General features: G+C 70.8%; 18 protein-coding genes. 16 read left to right on the forward strand and 2 right to left on the reverse strand.

Annotated features, from left to right (window positions below):
* Positions 1 to 315: 315 nt before the first annotated feature.
* Complete coding sequence (locus ACWGIG_RS13330; protein ID WP_453321680.1) at positions 316 to 636, forward strand: hypothetical protein; 321 nt, start codon at positions 316 to 318, stop codon at positions 634 to 636.
* A 257-nt stretch (positions 637 to 893) separates the two neighbouring features.
* On the opposite strand, the gene ACWGIG_RS13335 is transcribed toward ACWGIG_RS13330, so the two are convergent.
* A complete protein-coding gene (locus ACWGIG_RS13335; protein ID WP_453321681.1) occupies positions 894 to 1,412 on the reverse strand; it encodes a hypothetical protein in 519 nt (172 codons plus the stop codon).
* A 275-nt stretch (positions 1,413 to 1,687) separates the two neighbouring features.
* Positions 1,688 to 2,212, reverse strand: a complete 525-nt coding sequence (locus ACWGIG_RS13340; RefSeq protein WP_453321682.1) for a hypothetical protein — start codon at positions 2,210 to 2,212, stop codon at positions 1,688 to 1,690.
* Between the two features lie 463 nt (positions 2,213 to 2,675).
* Between ACWGIG_RS13340 and ACWGIG_RS13345 the strand changes: the two genes are divergently transcribed.
* From ACWGIG_RS13345 to ACWGIG_RS13415, 15 genes are all read left to right on the forward strand, one after another.
* Positions 2,676 to 4,397 carry an FG-GAP-like repeat-containing protein gene (locus ACWGIG_RS13345; protein ID WP_453321683.1) on the forward strand — a complete coding sequence of 574 codons (1,722 nt, stop codon included), beginning with the start codon at positions 2,676 to 2,678 and terminating at the stop codon, positions 4,395 to 4,397.
* Between the two features lie 421 nt (positions 4,398 to 4,818).
* A complete protein-coding gene (locus ACWGIG_RS13350; protein WP_453321684.1) occupies positions 4,819 to 5,481 on the forward strand; it encodes a hydrolase in 663 nt (220 codons plus the stop codon).
* A 5-nt stretch (positions 5,482 to 5,486) separates the two neighbouring features.
* Positions 5,487 to 5,993: a DoxX family membrane protein gene (locus ACWGIG_RS13355; protein ID WP_453321685.1), complete on the forward strand. Its 507-nt coding sequence runs from the start codon at positions 5,487 to 5,489 to the stop codon at positions 5,991 to 5,993.
* Positions 5,994 to 6,103: 110 nt separating this feature from the next.
* The gene (locus tag ACWGIG_RS13360) at positions 6,104 to 6,682 is read left to right on the forward strand and encodes a Dps family protein (protein WP_453321686.1); all 579 of its coding nucleotides are present in this window, start codon (positions 6,104 to 6,106) and stop codon (positions 6,680 to 6,682) included.
* Positions 6,682 to 8,151: a dihydrolipoyl dehydrogenase family protein gene (locus tag ACWGIG_RS13365; protein ID WP_453321687.1), complete on the forward strand. Its 1,470-nt coding sequence runs from the start codon at positions 6,682 to 6,684 to the stop codon at positions 8,149 to 8,151. Before ACWGIG_RS13360 ends, ACWGIG_RS13365 begins: the two co-directional genes overlap by 1 nt.
* A gap of 293 nt (positions 8,152 to 8,444) precedes the next feature.
* Complete coding sequence (locus ACWGIG_RS13370) at positions 8,445 to 9,398, forward strand: alpha/beta hydrolase (protein WP_453321688.1); 954 nt, start codon at positions 8,445 to 8,447, stop codon at positions 9,396 to 9,398.
* Positions 9,395 to 11,281 (forward strand): amidohydrolase, encoded by a 1,887-nt coding sequence (locus ACWGIG_RS13375; RefSeq protein ID WP_453321689.1) that lies wholly within the window; start codon positions 9,395 to 9,397, stop codon positions 11,279 to 11,281. Before ACWGIG_RS13370 ends, ACWGIG_RS13375 begins: the two co-directional genes overlap by 4 nt.
* A 116-nt stretch (positions 11,282 to 11,397) precedes the next feature.
* Entirely contained in the window at positions 11,398 to 12,132 is a 735-nt protein-coding gene (locus tag ACWGIG_RS13380) for a GPR1/FUN34/YaaH family transporter (protein ID WP_453321690.1), read from the forward strand.
* A 45-nt stretch (positions 12,133 to 12,177) separates the two neighbouring features.
* Positions 12,178 to 12,492: a GNAT family N-acetyltransferase gene (locus ACWGIG_RS13385; protein WP_453321691.1), complete on the forward strand. Its 315-nt coding sequence runs from the start codon at positions 12,178 to 12,180 to the stop codon at positions 12,490 to 12,492.
* 49 nt (positions 12,493 to 12,541) lie between these two features.
* Entirely contained in the window at positions 12,542 to 13,267 is a 726-nt protein-coding gene (locus ACWGIG_RS13390) for an alpha/beta fold hydrolase (protein ID WP_453321692.1), read from the forward strand.
* Between the two features lie 102 nt (positions 13,268 to 13,369).
* Positions 13,370 to 14,701, forward strand: coding sequence for an ABC transporter substrate-binding protein (locus ACWGIG_RS13395; RefSeq protein WP_453321693.1), 1,332 nt, complete (start codon positions 13,370 to 13,372; stop codon positions 14,699 to 14,701).
* Complete coding sequence (locus tag ACWGIG_RS13400) at positions 14,701 to 15,666, forward strand: carbohydrate ABC transporter permease (protein WP_453321694.1); 966 nt, start codon at positions 14,701 to 14,703, stop codon at positions 15,664 to 15,666. Before ACWGIG_RS13395 ends, ACWGIG_RS13400 begins: the two co-directional genes overlap by 1 nt.
* Positions 15,663 to 16,550 carry a carbohydrate ABC transporter permease gene (locus tag ACWGIG_RS13405; protein WP_453321695.1) on the forward strand — a complete coding sequence of 296 codons (888 nt, stop codon included), beginning with the start codon at positions 15,663 to 15,665 and terminating at the stop codon, positions 16,548 to 16,550. Before ACWGIG_RS13400 ends, ACWGIG_RS13405 begins: the two co-directional genes overlap by 4 nt.
* Positions 16,551 to 16,588: 38 nt before the next feature.
* Entirely contained in the window at positions 16,589 to 19,327 is a 2,739-nt protein-coding gene (locus ACWGIG_RS13410) for a helix-turn-helix transcriptional regulator (RefSeq protein WP_453321696.1), read from the forward strand.
* A 134-nt stretch (positions 19,328 to 19,461) separates the two neighbouring features.
* Positions 19,462 to 20,298, forward strand: coding sequence for an alpha/beta fold hydrolase (locus ACWGIG_RS13415; RefSeq protein WP_453321697.1), 837 nt, complete (start codon positions 19,462 to 19,464; stop codon positions 20,296 to 20,298).
* Positions 20,299 to 20,326 lie beyond the last annotated feature (28 nt).

The raw sequence follows: 20,326 nt of genomic DNA on the forward strand, positions 1-20,326 counted from the left end.
GGCAGGCGTACGAGAGCTGGGGCGGGAAGTCCGGGCCCTGGAGCGTGGCTGTCTCGTAAAGAAGGGCGTCAGCTTCCGTGGAGGGGAGGGGGTGAGGTGGATTGGTGTGTTACTGGCCAGAGATGGACTCGCCGTCCGAGCGGTGTCGGAGTGGTCGTCGGGGCTGCCTGCCAGGGAAAAGGACGGCGGGTTGAGGCGACGCTCCTGAAGCTTTTCAGTCAGGTCGGCATGATGCCCCGATGACACGAGTACGCAGTGGGACAGGATGACCAGCGACCGAAGATCACCTTGTTTGACACTCCTGAGGGGACAAACATGCGTACTCACCATCGCGTAGCTGCTCTGGCGGCATCCGTCGCACTGGCCGGCGGAGGAATGCTCGGCATGGCTTCGCAGGCCGCGGCCTCCACCACGGCCCTCTCCTGCGGCGGCCCCTCCTACCTCACTGGTAGCGGCGGGCACAAGGGTGCCTCCATCAGATGTTCGGGCTCCTCGTTCACCGGCGTCATCGACTGCTACAAGCCGGGATACGGCACCTACCGGCACTTCGGCAACCGGGCGAGCTCCGGTGGAACCTCGACCACTTGGTGCGACTTGGGTGCGACCGTGGTCTTCGCAGGGGGCACGCCCTCCTGAGGCATCCCCGGGTAGGCGGAGCCCACCCGGACACATGCTGCCGAGCATGAGCACGGGCTCTGTGGAAAGGGCGGCCTCCACCCCTGCAACAAGGAGGTGGAGGCCGCCTTCACGCCCACGGGTCGCCAGCCGCGGCAGTGATGGACCGACCGGCTCGACACCGTCCTCGGCGACGAACCCACCCTGGACCGGCCCGACGGCGGGGCCCGTACCCCGGTCCTCGCCCGTGGTGACGGCCGCCGGACAGCGCCCGGACGTCAACTGCGTTCGGCGGACATCGAGTTGAAGGTCTCTCGCATCATCCGGTCGATGGCTCCGGGCCGTCCGATCAGGGAATCGAACAGGTCGGCGAGCAGCCACAGCACGAAGCCGTGCACCAGCGCCTCCTCCGGCGGAATCTGCCCGTACTGGTCGCGCCACGCCACGGTGTCCATGCCCATCGCAGCGGCCATGAGGACGCCGGTCACCATCGGCACTTGAGCCGGGTCGGCCCTCTCGAAGGTGGGGAGTCTGCGGATCACAGCGGGGATCAGATCGCTGAGCGGATCGAACCGATCCTTGCCACCGGATCGCTCGGCGATCAGGTATCCGGTCAGCACGCCCACCAGGAAGACGGTGCCCCGGGACACCTCCTCGCGCCCGTGAGCGTCCACCGCGTCCTTGACCCGCTGCTGCGCCTCCTGGCGCTCCTTGGAGGAAGTCCGCTTCTCCAGGACCCGGTACGAGTCCCACGCCGCACGGATCGCCTCATCCACGACTACGCCTTCACTGGTCATGGAGCGACCGTAAGCGACCGCAGGCAGGACCACGCGCGGCCGGGCGCCCCCTTCGAGGAAGCCGCGCCGAGGCGCGCCATCAGCTCGACCTCTTCTTCGCTGCGCAGGCATTGCCCCGGCCAGGGCAGAGGATCGCTCGCATCGCGTCCCGGGCCTGCTCCGTGCTGAACCTCAAATTTTGCTCAAGAAAATTTTCTTTACATCGTCTGCACGTTAGGTTGATCTTGCATTGGGGGGTTTCAGAGTGATGACCGGTTTAAGTTCGACCATTCCCTTCAGTGTGTCTTACGGGGGCGGCCGGACCGGCGCCGCAGCAGAAGCAAGGAAAGCGCGGAGCCTAGGATGATGACGCCGACTGTGACCCAAACGGCCACCATTGTGTGGGATTTCTTTTCTTCCGCCGCTTGCTCTTTGCAGGCCGTAGCGGAAGCTGAATTGTCAGGAAGCACGGACACGCTGCCTCGAATGGTCTCGCCTTCGACCTTTTCGGGGAATTCAATCGTGTAGTTTCCTGGTGCTACGTCGCAGCGCACGTGCCCTTCTCCGTCCCAGGACACCTTGCCACTGGGCTTCAGAGCGACCTCCCCATCGAACGCGGCCGACGTCACCGTGACGTCACCGTCGCTGTTCCGGTGACTCAGGAGCGCCGGGTTCAAAATACTCAGGTGCACTTTCGAACCTCGATGCGCCGCACCTGGGCTGATTTCCAGTTCATTGGGATCCGCCTGGGCCGGGGGTGCGGAAGAAAATGCCAGCAGTGTGGCAGTCAAAGCCACGGCGGCAGTCTTCAAGGGTTCCACTTCATCTCCTTCTCCTGGGGTGTTGGATGCGTCTTCTGCTCAACGGTCAGGTGATCCTACCCGGCGATTCTGCCGTTCTGAATCGATCCTCAGTATTTTTCATACCATGCACTTGAGAAAGGCTGTTGTGCATACTCCACGATGGTCCCGGGGCTTCGCCCGGGGGATAGCCGGCGGTGTGTTGGCGCTTTCGGCGGCGGCTCCTGCCCATGCCGTGACGGCCGCACCGGAACCCGTTCCCAGCGGTTTTGCCCAGACGCCGTTCAAGAGGGCCGAGGACGCGGCCCCACAGGCTCGCACCCGCGTTGCGGATCCGGACCCCACACGTACGGCCCTTCCCGGACCTTCCCGCGTGCCTGCCTTCTCCTCGTCCCCACAGGCGCCGTCTCCCACTCTTTCCGCACCGACCACTCCTTCCGCACCGGCCTCACCTGCCGCACCGAAGACCGCGGAAGACACTGCGGTGTCCGGCGCCGCGTGGACGTCCGCGGAAGCTGAGAAGTTCTGGACGCCGGCGCGGATGGAGGCGGCGACGGCACCCCCCGGCTCGCCGGGGACCCCTGCCGGGCCGGTACCGGCGAACGCCACCCGGACTCCGGAGGAGAAGAGCGCCGCCAGGAAGCAGCCGCGGTCCGGCGGTCCTCAGCTGTTCGGCCCCGGCGCAGACATCGACCATGTGGGGTCGCCCGCGGTCGGCATGCTGTACTTCGTCGACGCGGCCCTCTCCACCCACAGCTGCACGGCGAGTGTCGTGCAGAGCCCCAAGAAGAACCTGATCGTCACCGCCGCGCACTGCGGCACAGGCTCCAAGGTCGCTTTCGTACCGCAGTACCGCAGTGCCCAGCCGGCCTCCACCCAGCCTCATGGGATCTGGGCCATCGAGCGCGCGTTCCGCGACAACCGTCACACGAAATTCGGTCCGGGCTCGGACGTCGACTTCGCGTTCGCCACGGTGAAGCCGAACAAGACCGGGCAGCAGATCCAGGACATCACCGGCGGCAACAGGCTGACCCGCACTCCGGGTTATGCCAACTGGGTCACGGTGATGGGCTACCCCAACAGCGGTGACGCTCCGGCCGACAAGGCCATCAAGTGCTACACCAAGACCACCCGCCTCGCCGGGTACAAGCAGATGCGGCTGGACTGCGGCGGCTTCTACGGGGGGACGTCCGGCAGCCCGTTCCTGATGAACTACGACGAGAAGACCAAGACCGGTGACCTCGTCGGCAACCTCGGCGGCTGGAACGGCGGCGGCCTCCTCAGCAACGACGACTCCGTCTCCTTCAGCCCGATCTACGACAACGAGGTCTTCGACCTCTACGACGCCGCCATCAACAACCGCGAACCCACGAAGAAGCCGCCGTTCACCAGCGGGCTCGGCGAGGGTGAACTCTGGACCCACGCCCGGCAGATGGCCTCCGGCGACTACACCGGTGACGGCAAGGCCGACCTCATCGTCGTCTGGACCGACGGCGAGATCACCCTCTACCGCGGAGACGGTCTCGGCGGCTTCGTAGGTGAGACCCAGCTCCAGGCCAAGGACGACTCCTGGGACAACGCGGTCACCATCACCGGCGGCGACTTCACCGGCAGCAACCTCTACGACCTCCTGGTCCGCTGGAGCGACGGCAGGGTCACCCTGTACGCAGACGTGAGCCCCACCGCCAAACTGGGCAATGCCACCCAGCTCATGGGCGCCAACTCCACCTGGCCGCACGCCGACCAGATCATCGCCGGGCGCTTCGCGAACAACCAGTGGGTCGACGACCTCGTCGTCCGATGGTCCGACGGCGAAGTCAGCCTCTTCAGCGACGTGAGCACCAGCGTGAAGTTCAGCAAGGAGACCAAGCTCAAGGCTCCCAACACCACCTGGCCCCACGCCACCCTGCTCACCAGCGGCGACTTCACCGGCAACGACAACTGGGACCTCCTCGTGCGCTGGACCGACGGCGAACGCACCCTGTACCCCGACCTCAGCCCCACCGGCTTCGGCAAGGAGGTGCAGATGCAGGTCCCCAACGCCCTCTGGGCACACGCCCACGTCATGACCGCCGGGAACTACAACGGCAACGGCCACCCGGACGACCTCATCGTCCGTTGGTCCGACGGCGAACTCACCATGTACACCGACACCGGTACCGCCCTCGGCGCCGAACACACCCTCGTACCACCGAAGGCCAAGTAGGGCTTCCGCCGGACCGGCCGCGGCTGCGCGTCCCCGGCCGGTTCCCCGGTGCTTCATGCACGGCGAGGGGAGCCCTCCGAAGGACCGCTGAACGACGAGGCTGTCCCCCCACCGAAGCCGGTGCCTCACCCGAGGCACCGGCTTTCCCTGTGCGCCGACACCGGGCGCCCCGCCTCACCCAGGGCGGCCGGCTCCTGCCCGGACGCCGCGTCAACGCCTGAACGAACCCGGCGGGAAGCACGATCTCGCGCGTTCGCGTGCCCGTGACACTGCGCGGCTCCGGTCCTTGACCGGTTGTGCGCTGTCGTGCCAACTCCTGGGCGCAGGAGGTCAACGCGGTCGATCCGGTCGCTCGTAGCTTGAAGAAGTGCCGAGCCACGGACGTGGCGGCACGTTACCGATTGCTTCGAGAGGACCCCTCATGTTCGACATCAACAAGGTGCATGCCGCCCCGAGCAAGGACCTGCTCACGCCCGACAACTCGGTCATGCTCTTCGTGGACCACCAGCCGCAGATGTTCTTCGGCACCGGGAGCGGCGATCGCGCCGCGATCATCAACAGCACCGTGGGTCTCGCCAAGGCGGCTCGGGCATTCGACGTGCCGGCCGTCCTGACCACGGTCGCCGCCGACTCGTTCTCCGGGCCCCTGCTGCCCCAGCTCGCCGAGGTGTTCCCCCAGCAGGAGGCCATCGACCGTACGTCCATGAACGCCTGGGAGGACGAGGCGCTCGTGGCGGCGGTCAGGGCGACCGGGCGCAAGAAGATCATCCTGTCCGGCCTGTGGACCGAGGTCTGCCTGGTGCTGCCCGCGCTGTCCGCGCTGGAGCAGGGATACGAGGTGTACGTGGTCTCCGACGCCTCCGGCGGCGTCAGCCCGGCCGCCCACGAGCACGCGCTCCAGCGGATGATCGCTGCCGGCGCCGTCCCGGTGACCTGGGTGCAGGTGCTCCTGGAGCTGCAGCGCGACTGGGCGCGCCAGGAGTCGTACGGCGCGGTCATGGAGATCGTCAAGGCCCATGCGGGTGCGTACGGCCTGGGCGTCGTGTACGCGCAGAGCGTCATCGGCGCGCACGCCGCCGGCTGACCCCTGTGGACACCGGCATTCTGATCCTGCGTCTGCTGGTGGGACTGTTCGTCGCCGGCCACGGTGTGCAGAAGATCAGTTCACACCTGGGCGGCAGGGGACTCGACGGCGGTACCGAGGAGTTCCGCGCCGACGGTTTCCGCGGCGGTGCCCTCACCGCCCTGGCGGCGGGCGCCGGCCAGATCGGATCGGGCCTGCTGCTCGCCGCCGGCCTCCTGACCCCGCTCGCCGCGACCGGGGCCATCGGGGTCATGACGGTCGCGCTCACCGTGAAACGGCGCCACGGGCTCTGGGTGCAGAACGACGGATACGAGTACCCGCTCGTCCTCATCGGCACCGCCGCCGCGCTCGCCGCCACCGGACCGGGGGCCTGGTCCCTCGACGCGGTCATCGGCCTCACGCCGTACCCCCTGTGGTGGGCGGCCCTCGCGCTCGTGGCCGGTCTCGGCAGCGGGCTCCTCACCCGGCTCGTCCTGCACCGGCCCCCCGCCCCGGCGATCGCCGACCGCTGAGCACGAGCCGCACAGACCGGGTCCGGCCCGCCCGTGTACCCCCGACCGGGCGGCCGGGCCCTTCCCACCCTCTCGCTCTCACTCCCTCTCTCCCGAACAGGAGCCGTCCTATGGACACCCTCACGACTCCGCACGGTGGCGGCCAGCCGCTGTTGCACCAGAAGGGCGCCGAGACCCAGGCGTTCGGCACGCTCAAGCAGCTGCCGATCGGCCTCGGCCACGACACCCGCATGTACGCCTGCCAGCGGCTGAACCGCGTTCTCGCCGACACGCAGATCCTCCACTCCCTCTACAAGAAGCACCACTGGCTCATGCGAGGGGCGACCTTCTACTCGCTCCACCTGATGCTGGACAAGCACGCGGAGGCCCAGTTGGCCATCGTGGACGCGCTGGCCGAGCGGGTCCAGAGCCTCGGCGGCGTCGCCGTCGGGGACCCGCGCCACGTCGCGGAACTGACGGCGATCCCCCGGCCGCCGGACGGCGTGGAGCCGGTGCCCGTCATGCTGTCGCGGCTCCTCGACGCGCACGAGCGGATCCTGATCGACGCGCGGGACGCCGCCGCCCGGCTCTCCGGGGAGGGTGACGAAGGCAGCACCGACCTGCTCGTCTCCGATGTCGTGCGCACCGGCGAGGCGCAGGTGTGGTTCCTGGCCGAGCACCTCGTGGACACCCCTCTGGTGCGCGGCTGATGGACACGTACGACGACCCGTACGACACGTACGACGACTTGTACGACGACACGTACGACGTCGTCGTGGTCGGCGGCGGTCCGGCCGGCGAGGTCGTCGCCGACCGGACCGTCCGGTCGGGGCTGACCGCCGTCGTCGTCGAGGCCGAAGCGGTCGGCGGCGAGTGCTCCTACCGTGCCTGCGTGCCGAGCAAGGCCCTGCTGCGACCCGGCGCCGCCCGAGCGGAGGCCCGGTCGGTCGACGGGGCCCGGCAGGCGGTCACGGCGGCGCTCGACCCGGCGCGCGTCCTGGCCAGGCGGGACCGTTTCACCGGGCGCGGTGACGACACCGGCCAGGCCGACTGGCTCGACGGGGCGGGCATCGCGCTCGTACGGGGGCACGGACGGCTCGCCGGTGAGCGCCGGGTGGAGGTGACCGGGGCCGACGGCACGGTCCGTACCCTGCGGGCCCGGCGCGCGGTCGTGGTCAGCACCGGCACGGAGCCCGCCCTTCCGCCGGTCGAAGGGCTCGACCGGATCGGTGTGTGGACCAGCCGGCAGGCCACCACGGCCGACGCGGTGCCCGAGCGGCTCGTCGTCATCGGCGGGGGAGTGGTGGCCTGCGAGATGGCCACCGCGTGGCGCTCGCTCGGCTCCTCCGTCACTCTGCTGGTCCGCGACCAGGCCCTGCTCACCGGCTGGGAGCCGTGTGCGGGCGAAGAGGTCACCCGGGGGCTGCGCGATCTGGGCGTCACGATCCGCTTCGGGGTGTCGGCCGTCCGGGCCGCCCGTGACGCCGACACCCGCACGGTGACCGTGAACACGGACGACGGCACCGCTGTCGTCTGCGACGAGGTCCTCGCCGCCGTCGGCCGGCGCCCGCGCACCGCGGACCTCGGCCTGGACTCCGTCGGACTGCCGGCAGGCGACCGGCTCCCGGTCGACGACACCTGCCGGGTCACCGCGGTCGAGGGCACATGGCTCTACGCCGTCGGCGACGTCAATCACCGTGCGCCGCTGACCCACATGGCCAAGTACCAGGCCCGCGCCTGCGCGGCGGCGATCGCCGAGCGAGCAGCGGGACGTCCGGCCGTCACCGGCGGCCGGCAGCCGTGGAGCGCGGAGGCCGACCGCATCGCCGTCCCCCAGGCCGTCTTCACCCGCCCCGAGGTCGCGAGCGTCGGTCTCACGGAACGCGCCGCACGCGAAGCGGGTCTCGCGGTACGCACGGTGGAGTACCGCACCGGCGACGTCGCCGGCGCCGCGCTCCACGCGGACGGCTACCGCGGCCTCGCCAAGCTCGTCGTCGACGAGAGCCGAGGAGTCGTCGTCGGCTGCACGCTCACCGGCCCCCTGGCGACCGAACTCGTCCACACCGCCACCGTGGCCATCGTGGGCGAGGTCCCCCTGGAGCGCCTGTGGCACGCCGTGCCCGCCTTCCCGACGGTGAGCGAGGTCTGGCTCCGGCTCCTGGAGGCGTACGGCCTCTGAGGCGAGGCCCCGCCCGACGCGCGCATCCCGCCCGACGTACGCACCCCGCCCGACGCGCGCCCCACCCGCCTGGCCACATCTGCTCTCCCTTCCGCCCGACCGCGAGACCCGCCCGACCCCGTCGGCGCGCCGGTTCGCACCTCGCCGGCCCTCACCGAAGTGGACGCGTCGCACGCCGTTGCCGTTTTCCGTCCGGCCGTGGTCACCGACGTGATCCTCGACGCCGTACGGGCGACCCGCTGAGCCCCCCCGGGCCCGCGCCCGCTCGTACATCCCCAGAAGGAGAACCCCTCATGAAGAACCGTCCGATCCTCGAACCCGCCGCCCAGGCCTTTGCCGACGCCACCGCCCAGCCGCCGTACCTCTACCAACTCCCCGTAGCCGAAGGCCGTAAGGCCGTGGACGATGTCCAGAGCGGTGCGGGCGTTCCCCTGCCCGAGGTCGACGAGGAGTGGATCACCGTCCACGGCGGCCCGACCGGCGAGGTCCGCGCCCGGATCGTCCGCCCCCGCGGCGCCACGGGACCGCTTCCCGTCGTCCTCTACCTCCACGGCGCGGGCTGGGTCTTCGGCAACGCCCACACCCACGACCGGCTCGTCCGCGAACTCGCCGTCGGCACCCGGGCGGCCGTGGTGTTCCCCGAGTACGACCTCTCGCCCGAGGCGCGCCACCCCGTCGCGATCGAGCAGAACTACAGCGTCGCCCAGTGGGTCGCCCGCGAGGGCCACCACAAGGACCTCGACGGCACGCGGATCGCCGTCGCGGGCGACTCCGTGGGCGGCAACATGAGCGCCGCCCTCACCCTCATGGCCAAGCAGCGCGGCGACGTCGTGTTCGTCCAGCAGGTCCTCTTCTACCCGGTCACGGACGCGAGCTTCGACACCGACTCGTACCACCGGTTCGCCGAGGGCCACTTCCTGCGCCGCGACGCCATGAAGTGGTTCTGGGACCAGTACACGACCACCGAGGCCGAGCGGGCCCGGATCACCGTCTCCCCGCTGCGTGCCTCCACCGAGCAGCTCGCCGGCCTGCCGCCGGCCCTGGTCATCACTGCCGAGGCCGACGTGCTGCGCGACGAGGGCGAGGCGTACGCGGCGCAGCTCCGCGCCGCCGGAGTCCCCGTCACCGCCCTGCGCGTCCAGGGCGTCATCCACGACTTCGTGATGCTGAACGCACTGCGCGAGACGCAGGGCGCGGAACTCGCGATCGGTCTCGCCACCGACACCCTGCGCAAGGCCCTCGCATGACCGGGCCGTCGACGAGCATGCCGGTGGCGGGCGTCGTTCCCGCCCCGCGTCGGGAGCACGAGCACGCCGACCTCCTCGTCCGTAACGCCAAGGTCTTCACCGGTGACCCCGACCGGCCCGGGGCCCGTGCCGTCGCGATCCGCGACGGCAGGGTCGCGGCCCTCGGCGACGACCACGACCTCGCTCACCTCGTCGGGCCGGGAACGAAGGTCGTCGACGCCCTCGGCCGCCGGGTGGTCCCAGGCCTCAACGACTCGCACCTGCATGTCATCCGGGGCGGCCTGAACTACGTCCTGGAGCTGCGCTGGGACGGGGTGCGCAGTCTGCGCCACGCCCTGGCCATGCTGCGCGAGCAGGCCGGCCGCACTCCGAAGGGGCAGTGGATACGGGTGGTGGGCGGCTGGACCGCCGAGCAGTTCGCCGAGCGCAGGATGCCGACCGTCGCGGAGCTGAACGCCGCCGCCCCCGACACCCCGGTGTTCGTCCTGCACCTGTACCAGTCGGCGCTGATGAACCGGGCCGCCGTCAAGGCCGCCGGATTCACCCGGGACACCCCCGACCCGCGCGGCGGACAGATCGTGCGCGGCCGGGACGGCGAACCCAACGGCGTGCTGCTCGCGGCCCCGAGCGCCCTCATCCTGTACTCGACGCTGGCCAAGGCGCCGCCCCTGGACGAGGCCGACAAGCGGACGTCGACGCGCCACTTCCTGCGCGAGCTGAACCGCTTCGGACTGACGTCCGCGGTCGACGCCGCCGGCGGGTTCCAGAACTTCCCCGACAACTACGCCACGGTCGTCGACCTCGCCCGGTCGGGGGAGCTGACCCTCCGGATCGCCTACCACCTCTTCCCGCAGACGGCAGGACAGGAGCTGGCCGACCTGAAGCGCTGGACCGAGACGGTCGAGCCAGGGGACGGGGACGAGTGGCTCCGGCTCAACGGCGCGGGCGAGAACCTGACCTGGGCCGCCGCCGACTTCGAGAACTTCTCCGAACCCCGGCCCGAACTCGCCGCAGGGTACGAGGCCGAATTCGAGAGCGCCGTCCGGCTGTTGATGGAGAACGGCTGGGGCTTCCGGCTCCACGCGACGTACGACGAGACGATCCGCCGCGACCTGGCCGTCTTCGAGAAGCTCGCGGCCGAAGGGCTCTTCCCCGGCGGCAACCGCTGGCTGTTCGACCACGCGGAGACGGTCTCGGCCGACAGCCTCGACCGGATCGCCGCCCTCGGCGGCGCCGTCTCCGTACAGAACCGGATGTCCTTCCAGGGCGCCGCGTTCCTCGACCGGTACGGCGCGGAGGCCGCCGCCCACACCCCGCCGGTGCGGGCCATGCTCGACCGGGGCCTGACCGTCGCCGCCGGAACCGACGCCACCCGCGTCTCCTCGTACAACCCGTGGGTCGCTCTCCACTGGCTGGTCACCGGGCGCACCGTCGGCGGCACGGCCCTCTACCCGGCCGGGAACCTGATCGACCGGGAGACGGCCCTCGGCCTCTACACCCGCGGCGGGGCGGAGCTCACCGGCGAACAGGACGTCAAGGGCGTACTGCGCGAGGGGTGTTACGGAGACCTCGCGATCCTGTCGGACGACTACCTCACCGTGCCCGAGGCCGTCATCCCCGACATCGAGTCCGTCCTCACCGTCGTCGGAGGCCGCATCGTCTACGCGACCGCCGAGTACGAGGGCCTCGACGAGACGGTCCCGCCGGTGAGCCCCGGGTGGAGCCCGGTGGCCCACTTCGGCGGTTACCGGAGCGGTGCCCAGCAGGCGGTGTCCGTGGCCGAGGCCGTCGCCGAGTCCGAGCAGCACCGCCGCTGGCGCGTCGCCCGCGGCTCCGTCCCCGACACGACGCCGTCCTTCGTCGATCCGTGCTTCGCGCACTGAGGCCGACCCCTGCTTCGCGCACCGCAGTCGACCCCTGCTTCGCGCACCGAAGCCGACCCCTGCTTCGCGCACCGAAGCCAACCCCTGCTTCGCGCACCGAAAGAGAGATCCACCCGATGTCCGCAGCCTCCCCCGCCGCCGGCGGCGACCTTCCGGCCGCCTCGCCGGACGCGCCCCCGGAACGCCGTTTCGAACCCGACCTCCGGTCGATGACACGGATCAACCTGCGCCCCATCGCCTCACCCATGCCGCTCGGCTTCTTCACGATAGCCATCGCCTCCGTGATGACGGGCTGCCTCCAGCTCGGGTTCTTCGACGAGGCGGCCCGCGCCGCCGTCGCCTTCACCGTGCTCCCGGCCTTCGTCCTCCAACTCCTGGTGAGTTTCCTGGCCTTCGGAGCCCGTGACGTGATCGCGGCGACACTGATGGCGGTCTTCGCAGGCAGCTGGCTGCCCTACTCGCTCATCATGCTCAGCGGCGCGGCCGACGGCCTTCAGGTCCTCGGCGTGTTCAACCTGGCGCTCCTCTGCTTCGGGGCCCTGATGACCGCCGTGACCCGGCCCAAGCGCGCGCTGTGGCTCGTCCTCGCGGTCTCCCTCCCCCGCTGGGCGGCCACCGGGATCGGGGGCGTCACCGGCGCCGAATGGCTGACGCGCACGTCCGGTGCGCTCGGCCTCGTGGTGGCGCTGGTCGCGATGTACACGGCGTTCGCCCTGATGCTGGAGGACATGCGCAGCGAGCAGGTCCTGCCCATCGGCCGCAGCGGCCCCGCCCACCTCGCGGTGGAAGGCGACATGGCCGTCCAGCTCCGCAACCTGGAACGCCAGGCGGGCGTGCGCCGCACCCTCTGATCGCGCCCACCCACCTCGTCGCACCACGACCGCACAGGAGCACCCATGGAACCGCAGGTGAAGGACCGGCCCCAGAAGTCCCGGTACGAGATCCTCGTCGGCGACGACCCCGCCGAGACCGCGGGCTTCGTCGAGTACCACCTCTCGGAGGGCGAGATCGCCTTCCTCCACACCGAGACCGACAGCCGGTTCGCAGGCCGGGGCCTGGCCGGTCTCCTCGCCCGGGGAGCGCTCGACGACGCCCGCGCCCGAGGGCTGCGCGTCCTGCCGTACTGCCCCTTCGTCAGGGGCGGGATCGGCAAGCACCCCGAGTACACCGACCTGGTGCCCGAGGCGAAGCGCGCCCGCTTCGGCCTCTGAAGCACCACACGAACACCCCCATCTCCCGTCACACATCAAGGAGTTACCCATGTCCCGACACGCCCGCCCCACCGTCGTCCTGGTCCACGGCGCCTTCGCCGACGCCTCCAGCTTCGCCCGCGTCATCCCCGAACTGACCGCCGCCGGCCTGGAGGTGGTGGCCCCGGCCGTGCCCAACCGCGGCCTCGTCGACGACGCCGCGTACATCGCCTCGGTGATCCGCGCCGTCGAAGGCCCCGTGATCCTGGTCGGGCACTCCTACGGCGGCGCCGTCATCACCCTCGCCGGTACGGAGGACAACGTCCGCGCACTGGTGTACCTCGCGGGATACGCACTGGAGGAAGGAGAGAGCCTGGGCGAGCTGCAGGGCCGCTTCCCCGACTCCGGTCTCGCCGACGCACTCGTATACACCCCCTTCCCGGTGGCCGGCTCCGCCGAGTCCGGCACCGACGTCTCGGTGGCGATCGAGAAGTTCCCCGCCCTCTTCGCGGCGGACGTCGACCCCGGCCTCGCCGCGGTGCTCGCCGTCTCCCAGCGCCCCCTGGCCGCACGTGCCTTCTCGGAGGCGGCGCCTGTCGCGGCGTGGAGGACCAAGCCCTCGTGGGGTCTGGTCGCCTCCTGCGACCGCACGATCAACCCCGATGTGGAGCGCTACGGGTACGAGCGCGCCGGCATGACCACCGTCGAGATCGACTCCTCCCATCTGGTCATGCTTGCCCACCCCAAGGCCGTGGCGGAGCTGATCCAGGACGCGGCGCGGGCCACCGACCACTGACCCGATCGTTCAGGATCGAACGATTAGTCGATAATGTTCGAGCGCTGGTAGCTTCTGATCGCCCCCGAGGCCCCTCGGCGGGCGATCGGAGGAGATACACCCATGAGGTTCGGCGCGAGGCTCGCGCTCGCCGTCATCGCCCTCGCCGCCCTTGCCACCGCCTGCGGTCTTCCGCGGGGCAGTGGTGCGCAGTCGCACACCGCCGCGGACTGCGGGCCGTACGCCAGGTACGGCGAGCACTCCGGCACCAAGGTCACCGTCTACGCGGAGAACCGGGACCGGGAGGCCGACCTGTTCGAAGAGACCTGGGCGGACTTCGCGGCCTGCACCGGAATCGACGTCCAGTACGAGGGGGACGGGGAGTTCGAGGCCCAGATCCAGCTCCGGGTCGACGGCGGGAGCGCGCCGGACGTGGCGTTCTTCCCTCAGCCCGGGCTCCTGGAACGCTTCGCGCGGGCGGGCAGGCTCAAGCCCGCGAGCGCCGGGGTCGTGGCCCTCGCGAAGCAGGGCTGGTCGGCCGACTGGAACAGCTACGCGACCGTCGACGGCACCCTCTACGGCACGCCGCTGGTCGCGAACGTGAAGTCGTTCGTCTGGTATTCGCCGAAGTTCTTCCGCGACAAGGGACTGAGCGTTCCCCGCACGTGGTCCGAGCTGATGGCCGTGACGGAGAAGGCCGCGGCCTCGGGCGTCAAGCCGTGGTGCGCGGGCATCGAGTCCGCCGAGGCGACCGGCTGGCCCGTGACGGACTGGATCGAGGACGTCCTGCTGCGTCAGCAGGGCACGGACGTCTACGACCGGTGGGTCGCGCACAAGATCCCGTTCAACGACCCGCGGGTGATCGAGGCCATGGACACCGTGGGGTCCCTCCTCAAGAACGACCGGTACGCCAACGGCGGTTTCGGTCCGGCCCGTTCGATGGCGTCGATCTCCTTCCAGGAGGCCGGCACGCCGATCCTCTCCGGCGACTGTGCGATGCACCGCCAGGCCTCGTTCTATGCCGACCTGTGGCCGAAGGGCACCGGGATCGGACCGGACAAGGACGTCTACGCCTTCCTCCTGCCGGGGGCCGACCCGGCCGGCCGGCCCGTACTGGGCGGCGGGGTGTTCACCGCGGTGTTCGCCGACCGTCCCGAAGTGCGGGCGTTCCAGGAGTACCTGGCCTCCGCGGACTTCGCGAACACGCGTATGAAGAAGGGCCCGTTCGTCTCGGCGCACAGGGGCGTGGATCCGGCGAACGCCGCGACCCCGGTCGACAGACTCTCGACCCAGCTGCTCCAGGACCCCAGGACACAGTTCAGGTTCGACGGTTCGGACCTGATGCCCGCGTCGGTCGGCGCCGGGACGTTCTGGAAGGGAGCCGTCGAATGGATCGGCGGCGCGAGCACCCGGCAGGTCGCCGACTCCATCGAACGGTCCTGGCCGAGCCGTTGATGCCGTTCGACGTCGTCGCCCAGCAGCCCAAGCTGCTGTACCTGCTCCAGGGCGTCGCCGCCTTCGCGGCGGTGGTCTCCCTGATCCTGCTGGCGCTGCACCGGGGGCCGGTACGGAGGAGGGCCGCGGCCCTGATTCTGCTGGCACCCGCGCTGCTGCTGCTCACGGTCGGTCTTCTCCTGCCCGGACTGCGCACCCTGGTCCTGTCGTTCACCGACAGCGGGGGAGACGCGTGGGCCGGCCTCGACAACTACGTGTGGATGGTCACCGACCCCCGGGCGCTGGTGGCGCTGCGCAACACCCTGGCGTGGGTGGTGCTCGTGCCGTTGCTGGCAACTTCGGTCGGTCTGCTCTACGCGGCGGCCGTCGTACGGTCACGGTTCCGAGTGTTCGCGCTGTCCCTCCTCCTGATGCCGATGGCGATCTCCTTCGTCGGCGCGGGTGTCGTCTGGAGGTTCGTCCATGCCTACCGTCCCGCGGAGACCGGGCAGATCGGGCTGCTGAACCAGCTCGTCGTCGTGTTCGGCGGCGAACCGAGGCCATGGCTCGTCGACTCTCCCTGGAACGTCCTGTTCCTCATCGCGGTGATGGTGTGGACACAGGCGGGCTTCGCGGCCGTCCTGCTGGCCGGCGCGATCAGCGCCGTGCCCGGGGAGCTGACCGATGCGGCCCGCCTCGACGGCGCGTCCCGGCGGCAGATCTTCTGGCGGATCACCATGCCGTCGATCAGACCCACTCTGCTCGTCGTGGTCCTCGCCCAGGCGATCGGCACCTTCAAGGCCTTCGACATCGTCAAGACCATGACCGGCGGACAGTTCGGCACGGGCGTCATCGCCCACGAGATGTACGACCAGGCCTTCCGCTACGGCGAGACGGGCCGCGGTGCGGCGCTCGCCGTGCTCCTCTTCGTCCTCGTCACCCCCTTCGTCGCCCACCAGGTCCGGGCACGGCGGAGGGCTGCGTGAACGGCGTCCGGGAGCAGCTGGCCTCCCGCGCCTTCGCGTCGATCGCCGTAGTGATCGCGGTCCTCTGGACGACTCCGACCCTCGGTCTGCTGATCTCCTCCTTCCGCCCCGAGGAGGAGATCAAGACGACGGGCTGGTGGACCGTGTTCGCTGCGCCGCACCTCACGCTCGACAACTACGGCGAGGTGCTGTCCGGCGGCGGGAACGGGTCGGGGCGGCTCGCGGAGTACTTCGTCAACTCCGTCGTCATCACCCTCCCCTCGGTGCTGTTCCCGCTCGTGCTGGCGTTCTTCGCGGCGTACGCCCTGGCGTGGATCGACTTCAGGGGGCGGGACGCGCTCGTCGTGGGCATCTTCGCGCTCCAGGTCGTGCCGCTCCAGATGGCGCTCGTCCCCCTCCTGAAGCTGTTCTCCCAGGGCTGGCTGTTCCTGCCCGCGTGGAATCTCACCGGGCCCGCGCGTTTCGGCCAGCTCTGGTTCGCCCACACGGTCTTCGCGCTGCCGTTCGCGGTGTTCCTCCTGCACCACTTCCTGGCGGGGCTTCCCCGGGACCTGATCGAGGCCGCCCGCGTCGACGGCGCTTCGCACCGGACGCTGCTGCTCCGGATCGTGCTGCCGCTGGCCCGCCCGGCCCTGGTATCCCTCGCCATCATCCAGTTCATCTGGGTGTGGAACGACCTCCTCGTGGCGCTGACGCTGTCGGGCGGGACGGCCGGGACCGCGCCGATGACGGTCAGACTGGCGAGCCTGGCCGGGACGTACGGCAACGAGTGGCAGCGGCTCACCGCGGGAGCCTTCGTGGCGGCGTTCGTTCCGCTGCTCGTCTTCTTCTCCCTCCGGCGGCACTTCGCACGGGGACTGCTCGCCGGATCGGTCAAGGGATGAGCCCCGGCCGGTCCGCGGGAGAAGGCGCGGGAGAAGGCATGGCGGTGCCCGGGAGCGCGGGGCTGAGCAGGCCCGGGCTGCGGGGCCGCGAAGCCGAGCTGGAGCAACTGCGCGCCCTGGTCGAGGCGGTGCAGGGCGGCTCGGGAGGAGCGATCGCACTGCTCCTGGGCGAGCCCGGGATCGGGAAGACCGCACTGCTGCAGGAGACCGTCGCGATCGCGCGGGCCCACGGGTTCGTCGTCAGCCACGGACGGGCCGAGGAACTGCACGAGCTGGCACCGCTCGCCTCACTGGCCTCCGGCCTCCTGCACGGTGACCCGCCGCTGCTGTCCAGCAGGGACTTCGCAGACCTCGCGGGCCATCACGACCAGCGCATCTGGCTCGTCGAACGACTGGCCCAGCTGATCGAGGAACGCTCGGCGGGCACGCCCGTACTGATCGCGGTCGACGACGTCCAATGGGCCGACCCGCTGAGCCGGTTCGCCCTGAGCGTCCTGCCGGCCCGCCTGCTCAGCTCCCCGGTCCTCTGGCTGCTCACGGGCAGGAACGACCCGGAACCGTACGGGCAGGGGCCGCGGACGACGACCCTCCCCCTTCGGCCGCTGTCCGACACGGCCCTGGCCGAGCTGGCACGGGACGTCCTCGGCGGGGACGTCCCGGCGCAGGTCGCGGAAGTCGTCGACGGGGCGGGAGGCAACCCCTTCCTCGCGGCCGAGATGCTCACGGGCATCGTGGTGTCGGGCGCCGACGCGCCGGAGCCGCCGGAGCGGCTGGTCCTCGGAGTGCGCGACCGGCTGGCCGACCTCCGGCCGGACACCCTTCACTTCCTGCGGATCGGCTCGGTCCTCGGCCGCGCGTTCTCGCTCGCGGACGCCGCCGCCCTGTGCGGCCGGCCCGCCTGGGGACTCAGCGCCGAAGTGGACGAGGCGATCGCCGCCGCCCTCCTCCACGACGACGGCGAACGCCTCCTGTTCCGCCACGACCTGCTCCGCCAGGCGGTGTACGCCGATCTCGCCCCCTCCGTACGCCGGGCGCTCCACCGTGAGGCCGCGAGCCGGCTCGTCGCGGCGGGCCGGAGCTCCACCGACGCGGTCCCGCACCTGCTGAAGAGCGCCGAACCCGGCGACCAGGAGGCGATCGGGCTGCTCGGCACGGCCGCCACGGACGTGCTCGCCGTGATGCCCGACCTCGCCGCCGACCTGGCCGTACGCGCCCTGGAACTCGTACCGCCCCATGCGCCCATGCTGTTCGACGTGGGAGAACGGGCCATCGTCGCGCTGACCCGCGCGGGCCGGTACACCCAGGCACGGGTCACCGGCGACAGACTGCTCGCCCGGCAGCCGCCCCTGGACGTCTTCGCCCGTCTGCAGTCCGTACTCGGCGACACGCTGTGGCACCTCGACGACGTCCACGAACTGACCCGCCGCTCGACAGCGGCACTGGCAGCCGTCACCGACCCGGTGATCCGCGCCCGGCTCACCGCCCGGCAGGCCCTCGCCCGGTCCCGCGGGCGCGACCTCGGGGCCGCTCGCGAGACCGGCGAACGGGCGCTCACCGAGGCGGAGCTGTCCGGTGACCGGGAGGCCCGTGTCCTCGCGCTGTGGGGCCTCGGCGAGATCGCCCTCAACGCGGGCGACTGCGCCGCCGCCGTCGAACACCACACGGCGCTGAGCGTGTTCGACACGGCCTTCCTGCCCGAGGAGGCCGTCGCCCGGATCCACCTGGACGACTTCGACACCGTACGGAGACTGCTCCGGACGGCGGGCGACGCTCCCCTGCGCCCCGCCATGCTGAGCTGGGCCCAGGCGACCCTGAACATGGGGCTCGGCCGGCTCGACGACGCGGACGCCGACCTCGTCACCGCCGAGCGGCTCGAAGCGGACCTCCACGTGCCCGGCAACCTGGTCAACATCCGCGTCAACCGCGGCCTCCTCGCGATGCTGCGCGGCGACCGCAAAGCCGCGCAAGAGCACCTGGACGTCGTGCGGACGACCGTGGCCGAGCGGCCGAACACGGGCAACCACGCCACGCACCAGTACTTCGAGGCCGTCGTCGCCGACGCCGACGGCGACCACACTGCAGCGGCCGAACTGGTCAGGTCCGTGCAGCGCGACCATCCCTTCCTGCGATGGCGGCTGCTGCGCCCCCATGTCGTCCAGGCCGTGCGGATCGCCCTGCGCGGCGGGGACCGGACCCTGGCCCGGGACCTCGCGGCCCAGGCGGCGGAGCACGCCACCCGAAACCCTTCCGTACCGACCGCACAGGGGGCGGCCGCCCACGCGGCCGGCCTGGTCGACGCCGACCACGGACTCCTGGAGCGATCGGTCGGCCTCCTCCTCACCGGCCCCCGGCCGCTGCCCCTCGCCGCCGCGTCCGCCGACCTCGGACGCGCTCTTCTCGCGGCCGGCGACCCCGCTGCGACACCCGCCCTGACCAGGGCGTACGACATCTACGCCCAGGCGGGGGCCGACGCCGAGGCAGACCGGGTGCGGGCCGATCCGGCACAGGCCACCGGCCGTTCCGGCCGGCGCACCGGAGGCCTCCGGCCGCGCCCCGGCCAGGGCTGGGACGCGCTCACGGCCTCGGAACGAAAGGTGGCCCGGCTGATTGCCGCGGGCCACACCAACCGGTCGGCCGCGGAGGCCCTGGTCGTCTCCCCGCACACGGTCAACACCCATCTGGCGTCGATCTTCCGCAAGCTCTCGGTGCGCTCCAGGGTCCACCTGGCGCGGATGGTGCTCGCGGAGGGCGAGGCCGGAACAGTCACCGGCGGCTGAGCGACCTCTGCGCTCCCGTGCCAGGCGTGGTGCGCGGTACGGCAACAGGAGGTGCGGGACCGGTCCTAGCGTGACGGGCATACCGCGCCGCTTCGACGCGCGGACCAGCCGAACCGAATCGAGGAAGCATCCCCATGCCGTACATCACCGTGGGCCAGGAGAACACCAACCCCATCGAGCTGTACTTCGAGGACCAGGGCGCCGGGCAGCCGGTCGTCCTCATCCACGGCTTCCCGCTCGACGGCCACTCCTGGGAGCGCCAGAGCGCCGCGCTGCTCGACGCCGGCCACCGCGTGATCACGTACGACCGCCGCGGATTCGGCCGGTCCTCGCAGCCGACGACCGGCTACGACTACGACACCTTCGCCGCCGACCTGAACACCGTGCTGGAGACCCTGGGCCTGAAGGACGTCGTCCTGGTCGGCTTCTCCATGGGCACCGGAGAGGTCGCCCGCTACGTGTCCACGTACGGCACCGGCCGCGTCGCCAAGGTCGCCTTCCTGGCCTCGCTCGAACCCTGCCTGCTCCAGAGCGACGACAACCCCGACGGCGTCGCCCCGAAGGAGTTCTTCGACGGGATCGTCGCCGACGTCAAGGACGACCGCTACGCCTACTACACGGCCTTCTTCCACGACTTCTACAACCTCGACGAGAACCTGGGCACCCGCATCAGCGAGGAGGCCGTCCGCAACAGCTGGAACACCGCGGCCCGCGGCGGCTCCTTCGCCGCGTCCGCCGCGCCTTCGACCTGGTACACCGACTTCCGCGCCGACATCCCCGCCGTCGACGTGCCCGCCCTGATCCTGCACGGCACCGCCGACCGCATCCTGCCGGCCGAGGGCACCGCGCGCCCCTTCCACAAGGCGCTCCCCTCCGCCGACTACGTCGAGATCGAGGGCGCCCCGCACGGTCTGCTGTGGACCCATGCCGAGGAGGTCAACACCGCCCTCCTCGCCTTCCTGGCGAAGTGAACGGCGAAGTGACGCCGCACCGTTGACC

This window comes from Streptomyces sp. NPDC054863, assembly GCF_053610825.1.